Source organism: Elusimicrobiota bacterium (assembly GCA_026388075.1).
GTDB lineage: Bacteria > Elusimicrobiota > Endomicrobiia > Endomicrobiales > JAPLKN01 > JAPLKN01.
The window spans coordinates 1-14,886 of sequence record JAPLKN010000085.1; the positions used below are offsets into that span (position 1 = coordinate 1).

Annotated in this window: 15 protein-coding genes and 1 pseudogene; 4 read left to right on the forward strand and 12 right to left on the reverse strand. The window is 37.0% G+C overall.

Features of this window, described 5'->3' with window-relative positions; all coding sequences use genetic code 11:
• Positions 1-147 precede the first annotated feature (147 nt).
• Positions 148-813: a transposase gene (locus NT145_04790; GenBank protein MCX5782004.1), complete on the reverse strand. Its 666-nt coding sequence runs from the start codon at positions 811-813 to the stop codon at positions 148-150.
• A 96-nt stretch (positions 814-909) separates the two neighbouring features.
• Between NT145_04790 and NT145_04795 the strand changes: the two genes are divergently transcribed.
• Together NT145_04795 and NT145_04800 are read left to right on the forward strand one after the other, a co-directional pair.
• Positions 910-1,677 (forward strand): exodeoxyribonuclease III, encoded by a 768-nt coding sequence (locus tag NT145_04795; GenBank protein MCX5782005.1) that lies wholly within the window; start codon positions 910-912, stop codon positions 1,675-1,677.
• A gap of 106 nt (positions 1,678-1,783) precedes the next feature.
• A pseudogene (locus NT145_04800) lies at positions 1,784-1,915 on the forward strand (exodeoxyribonuclease III).
• Positions 1,916-2,315: 400 nt separating this feature from the next.
• Here the strand turns inward: NT145_04800 and NT145_04805 are convergent.
• The 5 genes from NT145_04805 to NT145_04825 are packed head-to-tail and all read right to left on the reverse strand — an operon-like array spanning position 2,316 to position 4,960.
• Positions 2,316-2,990 (reverse strand): hypothetical protein, encoded by a 675-nt coding sequence (locus tag NT145_04805; GenBank protein ID MCX5782006.1) that lies wholly within the window; start codon positions 2,988-2,990, stop codon positions 2,316-2,318.
• Between the two features lie 8 nt (positions 2,991-2,998).
• A complete protein-coding gene (locus NT145_04810) occupies positions 2,999-3,472 on the reverse strand; it encodes a hypothetical protein (GenBank protein ID MCX5782007.1) in 474 nt (157 codons plus the stop codon).
• Positions 3,473-3,487: 15 nt separating this feature from the next.
• Positions 3,488-4,189, reverse strand: coding sequence for a TIR domain-containing protein (locus NT145_04815; GenBank protein MCX5782008.1), 702 nt, complete (start codon positions 4,187-4,189; stop codon positions 3,488-3,490).
• Positions 4,190-4,205: 16 nt separating this feature from the next.
• Positions 4,206-4,526, reverse strand: coding sequence for a hypothetical protein (locus NT145_04820; protein MCX5782009.1), 321 nt, complete (start codon positions 4,524-4,526; stop codon positions 4,206-4,208).
• A gap of 2 nt (positions 4,527-4,528) precedes the next feature.
• A complete protein-coding gene (locus NT145_04825) occupies positions 4,529-4,960 on the reverse strand; it encodes a hypothetical protein (GenBank protein MCX5782010.1) in 432 nt (143 codons plus the stop codon).
• 446 nt (positions 4,961-5,406) lie between these two features.
• On the opposite strand from NT145_04825, the gene lexA reads away from it, so the two are divergent.
• The gene (gene lexA / locus NT145_04830; GenBank protein MCX5782011.1) at positions 5,407-6,942 is read left to right on the forward strand and encodes a transcriptional repressor LexA; all 1,536 of its coding nucleotides are present in this window, start codon (positions 5,407-5,409) and stop codon (positions 6,940-6,942) included.
• Here the strand turns inward: lexA and NT145_04835 are convergent.
• The 6 genes from NT145_04835 to NT145_04860 all read right to left on the reverse strand — a co-directional run bounded on the left by NT145_04835 (position 6,934) and on the right by NT145_04860 (position 13,310).
• Positions 6,934-7,620 (reverse strand): TaqI family restriction endonuclease, encoded by a 687-nt coding sequence (locus tag NT145_04835; GenBank protein ID MCX5782012.1) that lies wholly within the window; start codon positions 7,618-7,620, stop codon positions 6,934-6,936. The two genes, lexA and NT145_04835, sit on opposite strands and share 9 nt — an antisense overlap.
• 11 nt (positions 7,621-7,631) lie before the next feature.
• The gene (locus NT145_04840; GenBank protein MCX5782013.1) at positions 7,632-7,850 is read right to left on the reverse strand and encodes a helix-turn-helix transcriptional regulator; all 219 of its coding nucleotides are present in this window, start codon (positions 7,848-7,850) and stop codon (positions 7,632-7,634) included.
• Positions 7,851-8,210: 360 nt separating this feature from the next.
• Positions 8,211-8,423, reverse strand: a complete 213-nt coding sequence (locus NT145_04845; protein MCX5782014.1) for a hypothetical protein — start codon at positions 8,421-8,423, stop codon at positions 8,211-8,213.
• A gap of 343 nt (positions 8,424-8,766) precedes the next feature.
• On the reverse strand, positions 8,767-9,378 hold the full coding sequence (locus NT145_04850) for an anaerobic ribonucleoside-triphosphate reductase activating protein (GenBank protein MCX5782015.1): 612 nt from the start codon (positions 9,376-9,378) through the stop codon (positions 8,767-8,769).
• Positions 9,379-9,485: 107 nt separating this feature from the next.
• A complete protein-coding gene (locus NT145_04855) occupies positions 9,486-11,582 on the reverse strand; it encodes a ribonucleoside triphosphate reductase (GenBank protein ID MCX5782016.1) in 2,097 nt (698 codons plus the stop codon).
• Between the two features lie 405 nt (positions 11,583-11,987).
• The gene (locus tag NT145_04860; protein ID MCX5782017.1) at positions 11,988-13,310 is read right to left on the reverse strand and encodes an ankyrin repeat domain-containing protein; all 1,323 of its coding nucleotides are present in this window, start codon (positions 13,308-13,310) and stop codon (positions 11,988-11,990) included.
• Positions 13,311-13,770: 460 nt separating this feature from the next.
• Here NT145_04860 and NT145_04865 point away from each other — a divergent pair.
• Positions 13,771-14,886, forward strand: a 1,116-nt coding sequence (locus tag NT145_04865) for a transglycosylase domain-containing protein (protein ID MCX5782018.1), incomplete at its 3' end; no start/stop codon positions are given.

The following is a 14,886-nucleotide window of genomic DNA, read 5'->3' on the forward strand; positions in this document are numbered from 1 at the left end:
TTCAAATATTTCTATCCACGCTATCAAAAAGGCCCAAAATATGTTAAATGATCGGCCGCGGAAAACATTAGATTTTTATACTCCGCACGAAGTCTTCAATAAACTGTTAACCGTTGCACTGGAAACTTGAATCTACACAGCCACCATTTATTTGCTTGGCCTTCCTCTTCCCTTTGATTTCAGTTTTCTGCCAAATTTCTTTTCTAATCTAGAAACAAAAGCTTCCGAACCTAAAGGACGCCCGGTTTTGTACGATTCCCTTATACTGGATACAAATTTATGATCATCCTGTAAATCTACAAAAGCTTTCCATTTATCTTTATTCATGCCCAGCATATCTAAAACATTATCTAAGAAAAATAACGGCCGTCGAAAACCTGTATTTGAAGCACAACTAGACCATTCCCACAACCACGGTTTTGCGACCAATCCGGCTCTAACCGGATTTCTTTCAATATATCTAACAGCAGCAAGCAAATGATTGTTATCTAATATACAAGAGTAATATCTGCCTTGCCACAGATGTCCTGACGCATTTTTTTTCTTATTGTAATATTGTGCATATCTGGTATTTACACTATTAAAAATCTTGGGTAAAGCATTTTCATTCTTTGGAACCGCAATAAAATGCACATGATTATTCATTAAACAATATGAAAGAACTGATAGACTATTCTTCCTGCTATATTCTTCCATTAAAGAAAGATAATATTTTCTATCAACATCATCACTGAAAACGATTTGCTTATTATTCCCCCTCTGCGTAATATGATGAGGTAAACCCTCAGCAATAATTCTTGCTATTCTTGGCATAATAAAATTCTATATTAAAGGATAATGTTTGTCAACAAACAATAAATGGTGGCTGTCCCTATTTTTAATTATGTAATGTTTTTATAGAATATCTATATGAAGATTTTATGCTGGAATGTAAATGGTCTTAGAGCTGTTCATAGTAAAGGTTTATTTTTGGATTGGTTTTTAAAAGAAAAAGCGGATATTGTATGCGTAAATGAAACAAAGAGTCAAATAGATCAAATTCCTGATGAGCTTAAAAATATCAGCGGTTATTATTCTTATTTTTCATCCGCTGAAAAAAAGGGGTATTCGGGAACCGGGCTTTGGACAAAAATTAATCCCATTAAAACTTCTTTTGAGCTGGGTACAAAAAAATTTGACAACGAAGGAAGATTAATAAGGGCGGATTTCAAGGATTTTATACTGCTAAACGTTTATTTTCCAAGCGGCGGAATGTCCGAGGAAAGGCTAAAATTTAAACTGGATTATTACGATGCTTTCCTTGAATATCTGCTGCAATTAAAAAAGAAAGACAAAAAAATTATTCTTACCGGGGATATAAATACTGCCCATAAGGAAATTGATCTTGCCCAGCCGCAACAAAATGAAAACGAAACCGGCTTTTTGCCTGTGGAGAGGGCTTGGATAGATAAACTTGTTAAAAACGGATTTATTGATACTTTCAGAATGTTTGAAAAGGAAGGCGGAAACTACACTTACTGGGATTATAGGATGCTTTCACGAGAAAGAAATATCGGCTGGCGATTGGATTACTTCTTCGTTTCAGAAAATCTCAAAGATAAAGTTAAATCTTCCTATATCCAAAAAGATGTCTTGGGATCGGATCATTGCCCGATTTGCTTAGAGATACAAATCTAAAAGGCGCTCACGTGTTCCCGCCCAAGGCGGACAGGCACGAGTCCACGAGTTCAAATCGAAAAACATTTCTGATTCAAATAATAAATGGTGGCTGTCCCTATTTTATAGAAATATCGGCTGGCGGCTGGATTATTTTTTTGTAAGCGAAAATTTAAAAGATAAGGTCAAATCTTCATTCATTCAAAAGGACGTTTTGGGATCGGATCATTGCCCGATTGGATTAGAAATAGAATTGTAAAGCGCCACCAGCAACCAGGAACCAGTTACCAGTAAAAACAAACCTAATTAACGACTCAAACCGAAAAATACTTCAGATTCAAACACGGCTCAATGGAGATTAAAACTAACCAGCCCAGTTTTTGCCGTTTCTCATTACTCAAAACTCATTACTAATTACTGTTTCTCGGTGGCTGTCCCTATTTTCCTTGTCATTCTCGTGAAAACGGGAATCCAGCCGTTAAAGTCTTTTCTCTAACACCAACCTACTATCTACTGCTTTTTCGGATTCATACTAGTCATATTTCGTGCGTATTTTTGAGCGTGCGTATTCTCAGACGATATACACTCAAATACGCACGTTTTATGCATGTTTTGCGCTCGGTTTGCGCACGAATACGCACGGAACCGTGCGTATTCTTCTAGCTTTTCAAAGTGTATTTACTGGCTTTCCCAGTGCCTTCGCTTTTTATTAGCCCTTGTTTTTCGAGCCTTTCAAGCAGCCGATATGCACGGCCCCTGTCTAGGTTAAAAACCTTCTGACATGTTTCGTTATCTATGCTTCCGTTGGCTTTGATATATTCAATTACTTTGCTTTGATTGTCATTTACAAGGGTTCGATCTTCGGCTTTCTTTTTTGACGACTCCTTATACAACCCTTTTGAAGCGTATGTTCCGAACATTACGCCAAGAGCTTGAAGCGCCGTTCTGAATAACTCGTTCGGCATCCTTGCTATTATCCTCATCTGCCAGATGGTTAAGGCAATAACGGTTAAGACTATCCAAAATGAAACAATAAACTCGCCTCGTTTGAAGCGGATTACTTGTTCTTCAGGAATTTCCTGTTCGCTTGATGTCCAGCGGACAAATTCCTTGTATCCCGCATAAATACCCAGCAGGGCAAGATAAAGCAAGCTCATTAATCCTGATGAGGTTATCGCGTTCGGAGCTCTCAGGCCCACAAGTGCACCAACACCTGGGATGAGCGTGAACATATCCCAAAGGATAAACCCAAACTGAACAATGCTTACCAGCAAAGTCAGGTAAAATATCGTTTCAATCCGCTGGTTTTGAAGATGAGTTCCCGTGGTTTGCATTTTTTATCCTACCCCTTTTCCATTTGTGTCAAATCCTCTACATCCGCCATTCCAGAAAGCATCCTGGTATATTTACAAAGTTCGATCTGTAATTTTGCCAGCTCTTGACGAAATTGTTTACATTTATTCTTATTTTTAAATGCTCCGTGAATGGATTCACGATGCCATTTTGCAGTAAAGGGTCTAACTTTTTGATTTAAAACAATAACTGCAATTTTCGTGAATTCGATGCTATCTCGGCCATATTTCTTTATTATTTCGCGTGTTATGGGAAATAGACTGTAGATACTATCTAGGGCAGTCTTTTCATCCCCATGATTACACTGTAGCTGCTGGGTGGTTATTCTAGTAAGCATTTCGACATAAAGTTCCCACGCTGCATTTTTGTCCGCCTCTTTTGGCTGCCATTCCATCTCGAGCACTTTTAGATTGATTTTCAGAGATGTCATATCCCATTTTTCTAGCCATTTTTTCCATTTCATTGTTGCCTCTTTGCTTTAATGCGTAATCTTACAAACTTTGCATTCTGAATTATATTTCATCATGTCCTGATCATTTTTAATGAGTTTATTTCTAGTTGTTATTGCATTGTAAGCATCTTCTATCCAATTTCTAAGTTGTTCTGCAGTTGTGGGCATAAAATAGTAACGCGCATAACAATCTTTGTGTTCTTTATTCCAGTTCTCGTGAAATCGTGGAGGTAAATGTGCTCCAGTCATTTGTAACTGCAGCAAGATACCAATCAAACCGTTTGGAGTATAACTTTCCCCTTTTCTTAAACTAGTTTTAATTTCCCAATCTACATATCGTCTGCTGTGCGTACAAGAACCAATTAATACTATTGTCACAGTTGAATCCCCCAAATACTTCTTTCTTATCTGTCCCATCACATATTCAGGATTATCGCTATCAATAAAATCATCTTCATCTGTTATTCCAAGTCCTTTAGGTATAAACACTTTTTCTTTTTCTGCCCACTGATCCAAAAAATCTTTCACTTCTTCATCATTCCCATGATGATAAGATATGAAGACTTTTCTTTTTTCCGCTTTTTTTAATAACGATGAGTATATACTATTTAGCGAAGATGCGTTTTGAACAGTACTAGAATTGCTGAGAGCCGACAGATAGGCAGCTAAACCTGATGCTTCTTTCTCTTTTTTTTCTCGCAGTATTTTTTCAAGTAAACTTTCGGACATCCCCCCCTCCTTATTTTTAAAGAAGCTGAAATAACCTTTTAATGATAATGTCACGGATACCGTCAGCCAATCGTTGTGCCCCAGCTTTTTCTGTGACTGACAATTTATTAATCTGCATTCTCGTTAATGATTCTAAATCTTTCATGTTTTCACTCAGTTGTTCTTTTGCTATTGCGCCACTAGCAAATTCAATCAGATAGCGCTCCACTTTAATGGCTTGCTTTTTCGTAAAATCAGAAGTATCTTCCTTCCCACTTTTTAGCATTTGTTCAATTTCAGATTTTAATAGCGTGGCGGCGTCATTTTTCATGCCATCAATTAATTCTTGCCAACTCATAATTACCTCCTATTTTTCAGATTTTCTGTTTGTATAGCTAAATCAAAAGCATCAGAAATATTTTCTTTTCTATCTTTTAAATAAGTTTCATTCCATTTTCCATTTTTTCTTCGGTCTTCTAAACTTCTATCAAAAATACCCTGGATTTCATTTATTTGATTTACAGTGTTAATATTTTTCTCGCCTTTACCCTTTTCATATTCAAACAATTGCGCGATTTTCAGTTTTGTCTGAGCCACCTTGATTTCATCAATATTTTCTGATGCATAATTATCATAAACACTCAAAACTTCTGGTTTTAAATCCGTCAGACTTTTGTAAGTAGTTGAATCATAATAAGTTATATGACCAAGATTTGCACATCCTAACATAAAGAATAGCAATACTGTAAACCCTTTTAGATAATTCCTCAACCGACAAGTTATTTGCTTCATTTTGCCTCCTCTTTAGACTTCTATTTTTTTACATTATAGGCTGGTGAGCAATGATCAAAGCAATCCTTTATTTAGGCAAAGCTTTTGGCTTAACCCAAAAATGGAAATATTTTGCGTTTTTTGGATAAATGATTTTTCCATTTCTCCTTACAAAACGACAAAAGACTTCGATCATCCCAATTCTTCTTTGGGACTTCATACAACCTCACCTCCCTAAACCCGGCTTCTACACCTGTCGGGTCGAAAAGGGGTAACAAATAATGACTAGGACCCCGGGTAGAAGCCGGTAGTTAGGTGAAATATAAAACCCCCGCAAATTGGACTCACCAGCCAAAGAACTTTTTAATTAGTTTACTAGCTAATTACTAATTTAACTTGAATAGTTGACATTTCGAAACAGTTTCGATATAATATTAACAAAACAAAAAGCCCAAGTCAACAAAAAAATGCTTACCAAAAAACAAAAACAATTATTAGATTATGTTAGATCTTATATAGGAGATAAAGAAGTATCTCCGTCTTTAATGGAAGTAAAAAATCATTTCCGTTTTTCTTCTATTGCAACCGCTCATTACTACATAAAAACCTTAAGAGATAAGGGCTATCTGTACAAGGCGAAAGGGTATCCGAGATCAATAAATATCTTTCAAAAACAGAAATTAAAGAAAATTCCTCTTTTAGGGACTATAGCTGCGGGACAACCAATTGAAGCAATTCCGGACGAAAAAGAAAGTATTGCTGTGCCTTTTGAAAAAGTTAAATCAGGCAAAAACTATTTTGCTCTTAATGTGAAAGGTGATAGTATGATTGACGAAAATATTGAAAATGGGGATATCATTCTAGTTGAACAACAAAATACTGCGAAAAATGGTGATAGAATTGTGGCTTTGATAGATAATTCAGAAGCTATCCTCAAGAAGTTTTATAAAAAAGGTGGCCAAATTATTCTTCAACCTGCTAACAAATCCCTAAATCCTATAATAATTGATAAAAATAGAGCTTTTGCTATTCAGGGCAAAGTGATTGATGTGATTAAAAGCGGGGCTACTGCAAATTCCACTTATTTAGATGATCAGACATTGCCAAAGACCGTATGTAGGCATGAAAAGTTACCTTTAAATAAAATCATTCATGGTGATTCCGCCCAGGAACTTAAAAAACTCCCTGATGAAAGCTGCGATATTATTATAGTTGATCCGCCATATAATATTGGTAAAGATTTTGGAAATAACTTTGATAAAAGGGAATTATCTGAATATGTTAACTGGTGTAAAGAATGGATACGAGAATGTATTCGGGTTATGAAACCGACATCTACAATGTTTATTTATGGATTTAGCGAAATATTGGCACATATTTCTATTGAACTTCCTTTAGAAAAAAGATGGCTAATATGGCATTACACAAATAAGAATGTCGCTTCTTTAAACTTTTGGCAAAGAAGCCATGAGGCAATAATTTGCTGTTGGAAAAAATCCCCAATATTTAATAGAGATGATGTCCGCGAACCATATACTGAAGGTTTTTTAAATGGTGCTGCCGGAAAAATAAGAAAAGGAACTAAAGGAAGATTTAGCAACGGTGATAAAGAAACTATATATAAAGCTCATGAAAATGGAGCCTTACCTAGAGATGTTATTAAAATTCCTGCCCTTGCGGGCGGAGCGGGCATGTCTGAAAGATGGTTTCTTTGCAATACCTGTAATAAAGTTTTTGAACCGAGAAAACTGAAAGAACACTTGAACCACGAAATAATTAAGCACCCCACCCAAAAACCTTTAGACCTAACACAAAAGCTGATTAAGTCCTCTATGCCCGGAAAGAATGGCATTATACTGGTACCTTTTGTTGGAAGCGGATCGGAGTGCGTTGTTGGAAAAAGATTAGGATTGTCTTATTTGGGCTTTGAAATAAATCCTGCGTATATTAAAATTGCTGAAAAATGGCTTGAAAGTACTAAATTTATTCCTAATCTATTTTGATTTTTCATCAATTTCTTTTTTCTTGTTTTTGAAAGCACTACGAGTAAAAATTATAAAACCGTTAGATAATCTCTTTAGTTCTTGATTTTGGGTAAATCTTAGATAAGGTAGTTTATACTCACCGTTTTTCTTTTTAGGATTTTTGAAATAGTCCTCACTAGGCACTTCATACTTAATATTAATAAATTGTCCTTTAATTTTTTTCTTTGATTTCTTTGCTTGCCGTATTTCTCTACTAAAAGAGGCTTTCTTCACTTGGTAATTTAATATATGGTTTTTGTAATTGACCTGAAAATCAGCTCCTTCATGATCTAAATCTGCCGACATTGAAACACTCCCTTTCCCAAAAACGGCTTCTGCAACATAGCCCGCATGAATTTGTGTTATTATACTTGCCCAGGTACGATAAATCCTGGCAGGTAGTCCTCTGTAAAAACAATCTTCACACATCGTTACCTTTTTTCTAAAGCTTTCAATATCTGTTTTATAAGTAGCCAAATATTCCTTATAGAAATCCTCAAAATCTAAAAAGTTCTTTTTACCCCAATAGGTTTTATATAGCAGGGAAATGGCTTGTATTTCTTTTGGCATATCCATTTCCACAATCTTAATCGGACGATATTTAATCCTGTAATCGTTTAGTTTTATTGATTCTAAGAATTTTCCGAATTGTTCCATTTTGTTTTCCGTTAAATAAAATATAAAATACTTTTTTTATAAATAACTGCAATCTTCTTTAGTTCTAGGACATCTATTCTTCTTTCACATCTTTCAATTTTAGAAATATACGATTGTGGCTTTTTTAGTTTCTTTGCAACATCTTGCTGCTTTAAGCCTGCGTCAAGGCGCGCCTTGATCATCTTTTCTACAAATTGTTTATATTCTTTTAGATAAATTGTATTTGACATGACTGGTTATATTATATATCCTATTTTGGCATATCCCAAATTAGGTTATTTGAAATATACGAATCACTTTAAGGATACAAATAAACTGCCTAGGACTTTTTTTGCGCGTGGAAATAAAAAAATAAATCGTTTTGAGCGGGGCGACGACTTCTTAAACACACAAATGCACAAATGGGGTCAGGTCTTTAGTTTTAGCATTGTAAGCTGGATTCCCGATTGGGACATTCGGGAATGACCCTTCGACTTGGTTCGATAGTTCGACTTTGCTCACTACTCACCACGAGTCGCTCAGGGTAGCCGCCCATAAATGGGCAACTACTTATTCCCCGTTTTTGATTTAGCGGATTTTTGAGAGGCTGATTATTTCCTTTTTCGCGCTTCGTTAATTCCTTCTCTTAAACCCTGCCATACGTCTTTTATTCTTTCCTTTAAGGGCGATGTGCTTTTTTTCAGATTGGTTTCTAGCTTGCCCTTAAGTTTGTATAATCCTTTTGCAGTTCTTGCCACGGTTTCTCTTACTTTCTTTTTTACATCACTTTCGGGTTTCGTTCGTTTGGTATTTTTCCTCTCCATACGTCCTCCAGTTACAATTTTTTGACGTCCCCACCCCCGTAGTTTTGTCCTAAAACTTCTTATCCTTTCGGACAAAACTAGACACGGGGGTTCAGATTCGCATTAATCCCAGGACAAAAGTCGGGGTTTTCTGCGAATCTGAATAAAAAAACCACGCGGGAGCGTGGTTTTTTAGAAATGGTCATATTGTTTGCAAAATTCAAATGAAAACTGCATAAAACCTTCTTCCCCTACCTTTACTACGCCACCTTCGAGGTGTTGTATCGGGGAAGCAAAACGCTAGCCCACCCCGCAGGTGTCTCCAGTTTTTACCGGTAACTGGTCGCCGGTACCTGGTTCCTGTCTATTTAAGTACTTCTGACAAAATTTTGGCGGCAGGGTTGAAATCCTTAAGGACATACCTTTTAGCATTTGAAAATTCGGCTTTAAGTATCTCAACGTCTTTTTCTGTCAAAAGATATTTTACCACAGTTGTTCTAAACTCATAATCAATCCCGGATATCATAATTAATCTGATGCTTTCTTTTATTTTTTTCAAATCACTCTTAATCCCGGCAAGCTCATCATATTTTTCAAACGGAGCTTTTATATCCATGGCTATATAATCAATTAGTTTTTGATCAATAAGACTTTTTAAAACATCTGGATTGGTCCCGTTAGTATCAAGTTTTACGGAATAGCCCAATTCATTGATTCTTTTTATGATTCCTGAAAGATCATTTTGAAGCGTGGGCTCGCCCCCTGTAATAACTACCGCTTCAAGTTTTCCTTTGCGGAATTCCAAAAATTTCAGAATTTCATCTACAGACGGCCCTTCTTCAAAAAGTTCAGGCAAAACAAGTTCAGGATTGTGGCAATAAGGACACCTGAAATTGCAACCTTGCGTAAATATTACCGCTGCAATTTTTCCCGGATAATCTATTAATGAAAATTTTTGAAATCCGCCGATCTTCATTTTTCGCCTCGAAAAATTGATTACACAGATTTTAACGGAGATTCCACAGATTGCAAGATTTTATAATCGGTGTAATCGTTTCTATAATCCGTGTAATCAGGAAGGTTTTAAATCTTTAAAACCTTCCGCATCTTAAACTCTTCTTTTTTCCCTTCGTTCCACTGGGCAACCGGGCGCAAGTATCCGACTACACGCGAATAAATTTCGCATTTACTGCCGCACTTGGGACATATTTGAACTTCTCCAGAAAGATAGCCGTCTTCAGGGCATACGCTGAAAGTCGGAGTTATTGAAATATAAGGAAGCTTATAGGTTGAACAAATTTTTTTGATAAAGTTTTTCAACGCTTCGGTGTCTTTAATTCTTTCTCCGATAAACAAATGCTGGACCGTGCCTCCGGTATATTTTGATTGTATTTCATCCTGCAGATCCAAAACTTCAAACGCGTCTTCGGTGTAGTTTACGGGAAGCTGTGTTGAGTTTGTATAAAAAGGAATTTTTTTGGGATCATCCGATTTCCCGTTTGCAAAAATTATTCCGGGATATTTCACTTTATCAATAGCCGCAAGGCGGTATGACGTCCCTTCCGCAGGAGTTGCCTCTAAATTATAATTGTCTCCGGTTTCTTTCTGGAAATCTACCAATTTATCTCTCATAAAATCAAGCACTTTAATGGCGAAATTTCTGCCTTTTTCTGATGCAATGTTTTCGCCCAGCAGGTTCAGGCAGGCTTCGTTCATGCCTATAACGCCTATTGTTGAAAAATGGTTTTTCCAATAAAAGCCGAAGCGCTTTTTAATGTTGCGCAGATAAAAACTCATATAAGGATAAAGGTTTGAATCAGTTAAATTTTCCAAAACCTTTCGTTTCAGGCTAAGGCTTTCTTTTGCAAGGGCCATCAGGTTTTCCAGTTTTTTAAAGAATTCATCCTCGCTTTTTGACGTAAAGCCAATCCGAGGCATATTAAGAGTTACCACGCCGATAGATCCTGTTAGCGGAGCTGCGCCGAAAAGGCCTCCGCCTTTTTTTTGCAGTTCGCGGTTATCAATCCTAAGACGGCAGCACATGCTCCTTGCATCTTCAGGATTCATATCAGAGTTAACAAAATTCGCAAAATAGGGGATGCCGTATTTTGCCGTTATTTTCCATAGAAGTTCCATGTTCGGATTATCCCAGTCAAAGTCTTTAGTTATATTGTATGTCGGGATTGGAAATGTAAAAACTCTTCCTTTTGCGTCGCCTTCCAGCATAACCTCAAGAAAAGCCTTGTTCAAAAGGTCCATCTCTGCTTTAAACTCTTTGTAAGTTGATTCCTGAGGCTTTCCTCCGACAATAACCGGCTGATCGGTATAATATGAGGGAACGGTTAAATCAAGCGTTATGTTTGTAAACGGGGTTTGAAATCCCACGCGGGTAGGGACGTTCACGTTAAACATAAATTCTTGAAGCGCCTGTTTTACTTCTTTGTAAGATAATTCGTCATATCGTATAAACGGCGCAAGCAAAGTATCAAAATTGGAAAACGCTTGAGCGCCTGCCGCTTCTCCCTGCAGGGTGTAGAAAAAGTTAACAATCTGTCCGAGAGCTGTTCTAAAATGTTTGGCGGGTTTTGCTTCAACTTTTCCCGACACCCCTTTAAAACCTTCTGCTAAAAGATCATGTAAATCCCAGCCCACGCAGTACGCGCTCAGCGCTCCTAAATCATGAAGATGCAAATCGCCGCTCATATGAGCTTCTTTTATGGCTGAAGGATATATTTTGTTAAGCCAGTACACCTTGCTTATTTCCGACGACATGTAATTATTTAAGCCCTGAAGCGAATAGCTCATATTACTGTTTTCATTAACCTGCCAGTCGGTTTTAAGCAGATATTGTTCAACAAGGTCAACGTTAAACTTAGAAGTTATTTCTCTTACTCTTGCGTGCTGATCACGGTAAATAATATATGCTTTGGCGGTTTTTTTGTAGGGAGAATTTAAAAGGATGTTTTCTACTATGTCTTGAATTTCTTCAACTGAAGGAGTATGGTCGGCAACCATTTGATGAGCAATGCTTAAAACATTTATTGTTAGTTTTTTTGCGGTATCTGCAGTGAATTCCCCGGTTGATTCCCCCGCTTTAAGAATTGCTTTGGTAATTTTCTGGGCATTGAAATCAACTTCTTTGCCGTTTCTTTTAACGATTTTTGTGAAACCGCCAACCATAACTTCCATAGAATTGCCTCCGTCCTTCTTTTTCTTTTCCATACATAACTCCAGGTTACAGTCCACCCCTTCGACTTCGCTCAGGGTTGGAAAGCCGGGGGCTTACCCCTGCTTTCCAATAATATTATACATCCTAAATGTTGTGTTGTCAAGTTCTTTTTTATACTATTAGTTGTGGTATTTTGGGTATTTTAGCGTTTTTATGAAAAGCGCGTGCTTGGTATTAAAATGTGAAGGGAAAACAGATCTGATAGAGGTATTTAAGGTTCACCCCGTTAGAAATTGTTGACTGAAACATTGATTCATACAGAGAATTAACCGTATGCCTAAGCCAGCTGAAATTTCTAACGGGGTAAACCAAAAGAATTTTGCCAGTTTATTTTTAATTTGTCAACATGCCAAAAATTATTGTTTTGCCCTATATTTTTTCAGCAATTCGGCAATATCCGTATAACCCTTTCGCGAAGCTATCATAAACGCCGTTTGCCCGCTATTATCTTTTGAATTAACTCTTGCGCCTTTTTCTATCAGCAGTTTAACCAGGTCAATATAACCTTTTGAGGCTGCCAAAATCAGAGGGGTTTGGCCGTTATTATTCCTTGCATTTACCCTTGCGCCTTTTTCAATTAATAACTTTGCGAGATCAGTATACCCGAAAGTAACCGCAATGCTTAATACCCTAAAACTATTTTTCCCTTTCTCGTTAATTTTTGCTCCTGAATTAATAAGGAGTCTGGCTACATCAGTATAACCGTTCGCAACAGACATTATCAAAGCATTGGTTCCGTTTTTATCCATAATATCTAAATCCGCGCCTTTTTCTACTAAAAGTTTTACTATATCAAAATACCCTTTTGATGACGCAAGAATAAGCGCTGTTACACCATTTTTTCCCCTTAAATTCAGATTTACTTCTTTTTTAATCAGGGCCCGCATTATCTCAACATTATTTGCATTCACAGCATCAATTAGAATATTATAACCGAAGCTAGCAACCAAATTTATATCGTCAAGATTTTCAATAGTAAAGATACTTGCTTTTTCATATCCCTTTGAAACAGCCAAATTTAATGCTTTAATGATATCCTTGCCATCCGGCTCTATAAAGCCCCCTTTATTCAAAAAGTTTTTAAGGGCAGAAATATCATTAAGCAAAATGGCTTCAATAACATTAAGAGGTTTATGGCCGGAACTTTTTATCAGATCTATTATTTCTTCGTTTTCGTTTCTTAAAGCTTGGACCAGAACTGTCGGCCTTTTTTTCCCTTCAAAATTCAGATCAGCGCCGTATTTAATTAAAAGTTTCGCCAGCTCAGTTTGGTTTTTTTCAACCGCAAGCGACAGCGCGGTTATTTCATTATTTAAAACAGTATTGACATTCGCCCCTTTTTCTATCAAGTATTTCGCTATTTCAGTTCTTCCCCGGTTTATGGCAGACATTAAAATACTCATTCCATAGCTGTAACTAGAATTTACCTCAGCCCCTTTTTCTATCAAGATTTTAGCTATATCATTATAGTCTTTTTCAGTTGCCCAAATTAGCGCGTTTTTTCCGCTGGAATCTTTTGAATTTATCTCGCTTCCCGAATCTAGAAGGTTTTGGACTTTGATCGAATCATTGTCTTTTACCGCATCAATAAGCTCATTCCCGTATTCCCGCGCGCCGTAACACGGGTAAACACAAAATAATAATAGAACCAGAATAATTTTAGATATTTTGTTATACATTTTTCTCTTTACCCCGTTAGAAATTGTTGGCTGAAACGTTGATTCAGACAGGGGCTTAACCATATTTCTGAGCTAGCTAAAATTTCTAACGGGGCGAAGTGCCCGATGTCTCTAACGGGGTTTACCATCCATGGGAAATATATCATATTATTCTCGGCTTTTCAAAGGTTGTCTTTAGCTAATAAATATTTTCCATGCTGCTTTTTTCTATATAGCAGCCACATTCAATATATTTTTGACAATATAGAGTTTTTAGGATATAATAAATTCTTCTTAAAAAATCTCATGCTACTGAAACTCTGCCGACAGGATTAGGCGGGTTCATCTTCGCATTCACCCCCCCTGCTTCGTTTAGCGAAGCCCCTAGAAATCGCAAATGCGATTTCAGGGACTCAAGTCCTGGAAATGCTTTGCATTTCTCAGGGCAAAACGAGGGAGATTTTCTGCGAATCTGAAAAAAATGGAAAAATTAACTGACTTTCTAAGCAAAATTAAAAAAACCATATATATATGGCTTTTTATACTTTTTTCTATTATTGCCTCATTTTATATTGGTAAAATAGCCTATGATTTGGGAAGCCTCCCGTCAATCACCGCATTGGAAGACTATACTCCCAGCCTTGCAACTAAAATTTACGACTTTAAGGGCGAACTCATAACTGAACTTTATGCTGAAAAAAGAACTCTCACCCCGATCCATGAAATCCCCGATAATTTAAGAAACGCCTTTCTGGCCATAGAGGATATAAACTTCTATAAACATTGGGGAATTTCCCCAAAGGGAATCCTTCGGGCAACTATAAATAACCTTATCCATAGAAAAGTCGCCCAGGGCGGGTCTACAATAACCCAGCAGCTAGCCAAAACAATATTTCTTACCCCCGAACGAACTTTCTTAAGAAAAATCAAAGAGCTAATTATCACGCTGCAGCTTGAACACTATTATTCCAAAGACGAAATTCTGCAGTTATATTTAAACCAGATTTATCTCGGATCAGGCGCCTACGGCGTGGAATTCGCAGCAAAAATATATTTTTCAAAACATGCCAAGGATTTAAACTTAGCGGAATGCGCCATGCTGGCAGGTCTTCCCAGGGCGCCAAACTATTATTCTCCTTTTAATAATTTGGAAAGAGCGTTAAACAGGCGTGCAGTTGTTTTAAAAAGAATGAAAAACATGGGCTTCATAACTGAACAGCAAGAAATTGAAGCCAACGCTGAAATAATTAATATTGAAAAATCCGAAATACCTACAGCGAAAGCTTCTTATTTCGTGGAGTACGTAAGAACTACTCTTGAACCAATATATGGCACTGATATGATTTACCGCGGCGGGCTTTCTATTTACACGACACTTGACATTAACGCACAGATGGCCGCAGAAAAAGCAATTGAGGAATCTTTAAGCGCTTTTGATATTGAACGAGAACCTTATCTTATCGCGTTAAGCACTCCCTCGGTGATGGCCGGAACAACCACAGTTAAAGTTCAGGGAGCGCTTATTGCAATAGATCCGAAAACCGGCGGGATAAGGGCTATGGTTGGAGGAAGGGATTTTAAGAAATCGCAGTTTAAT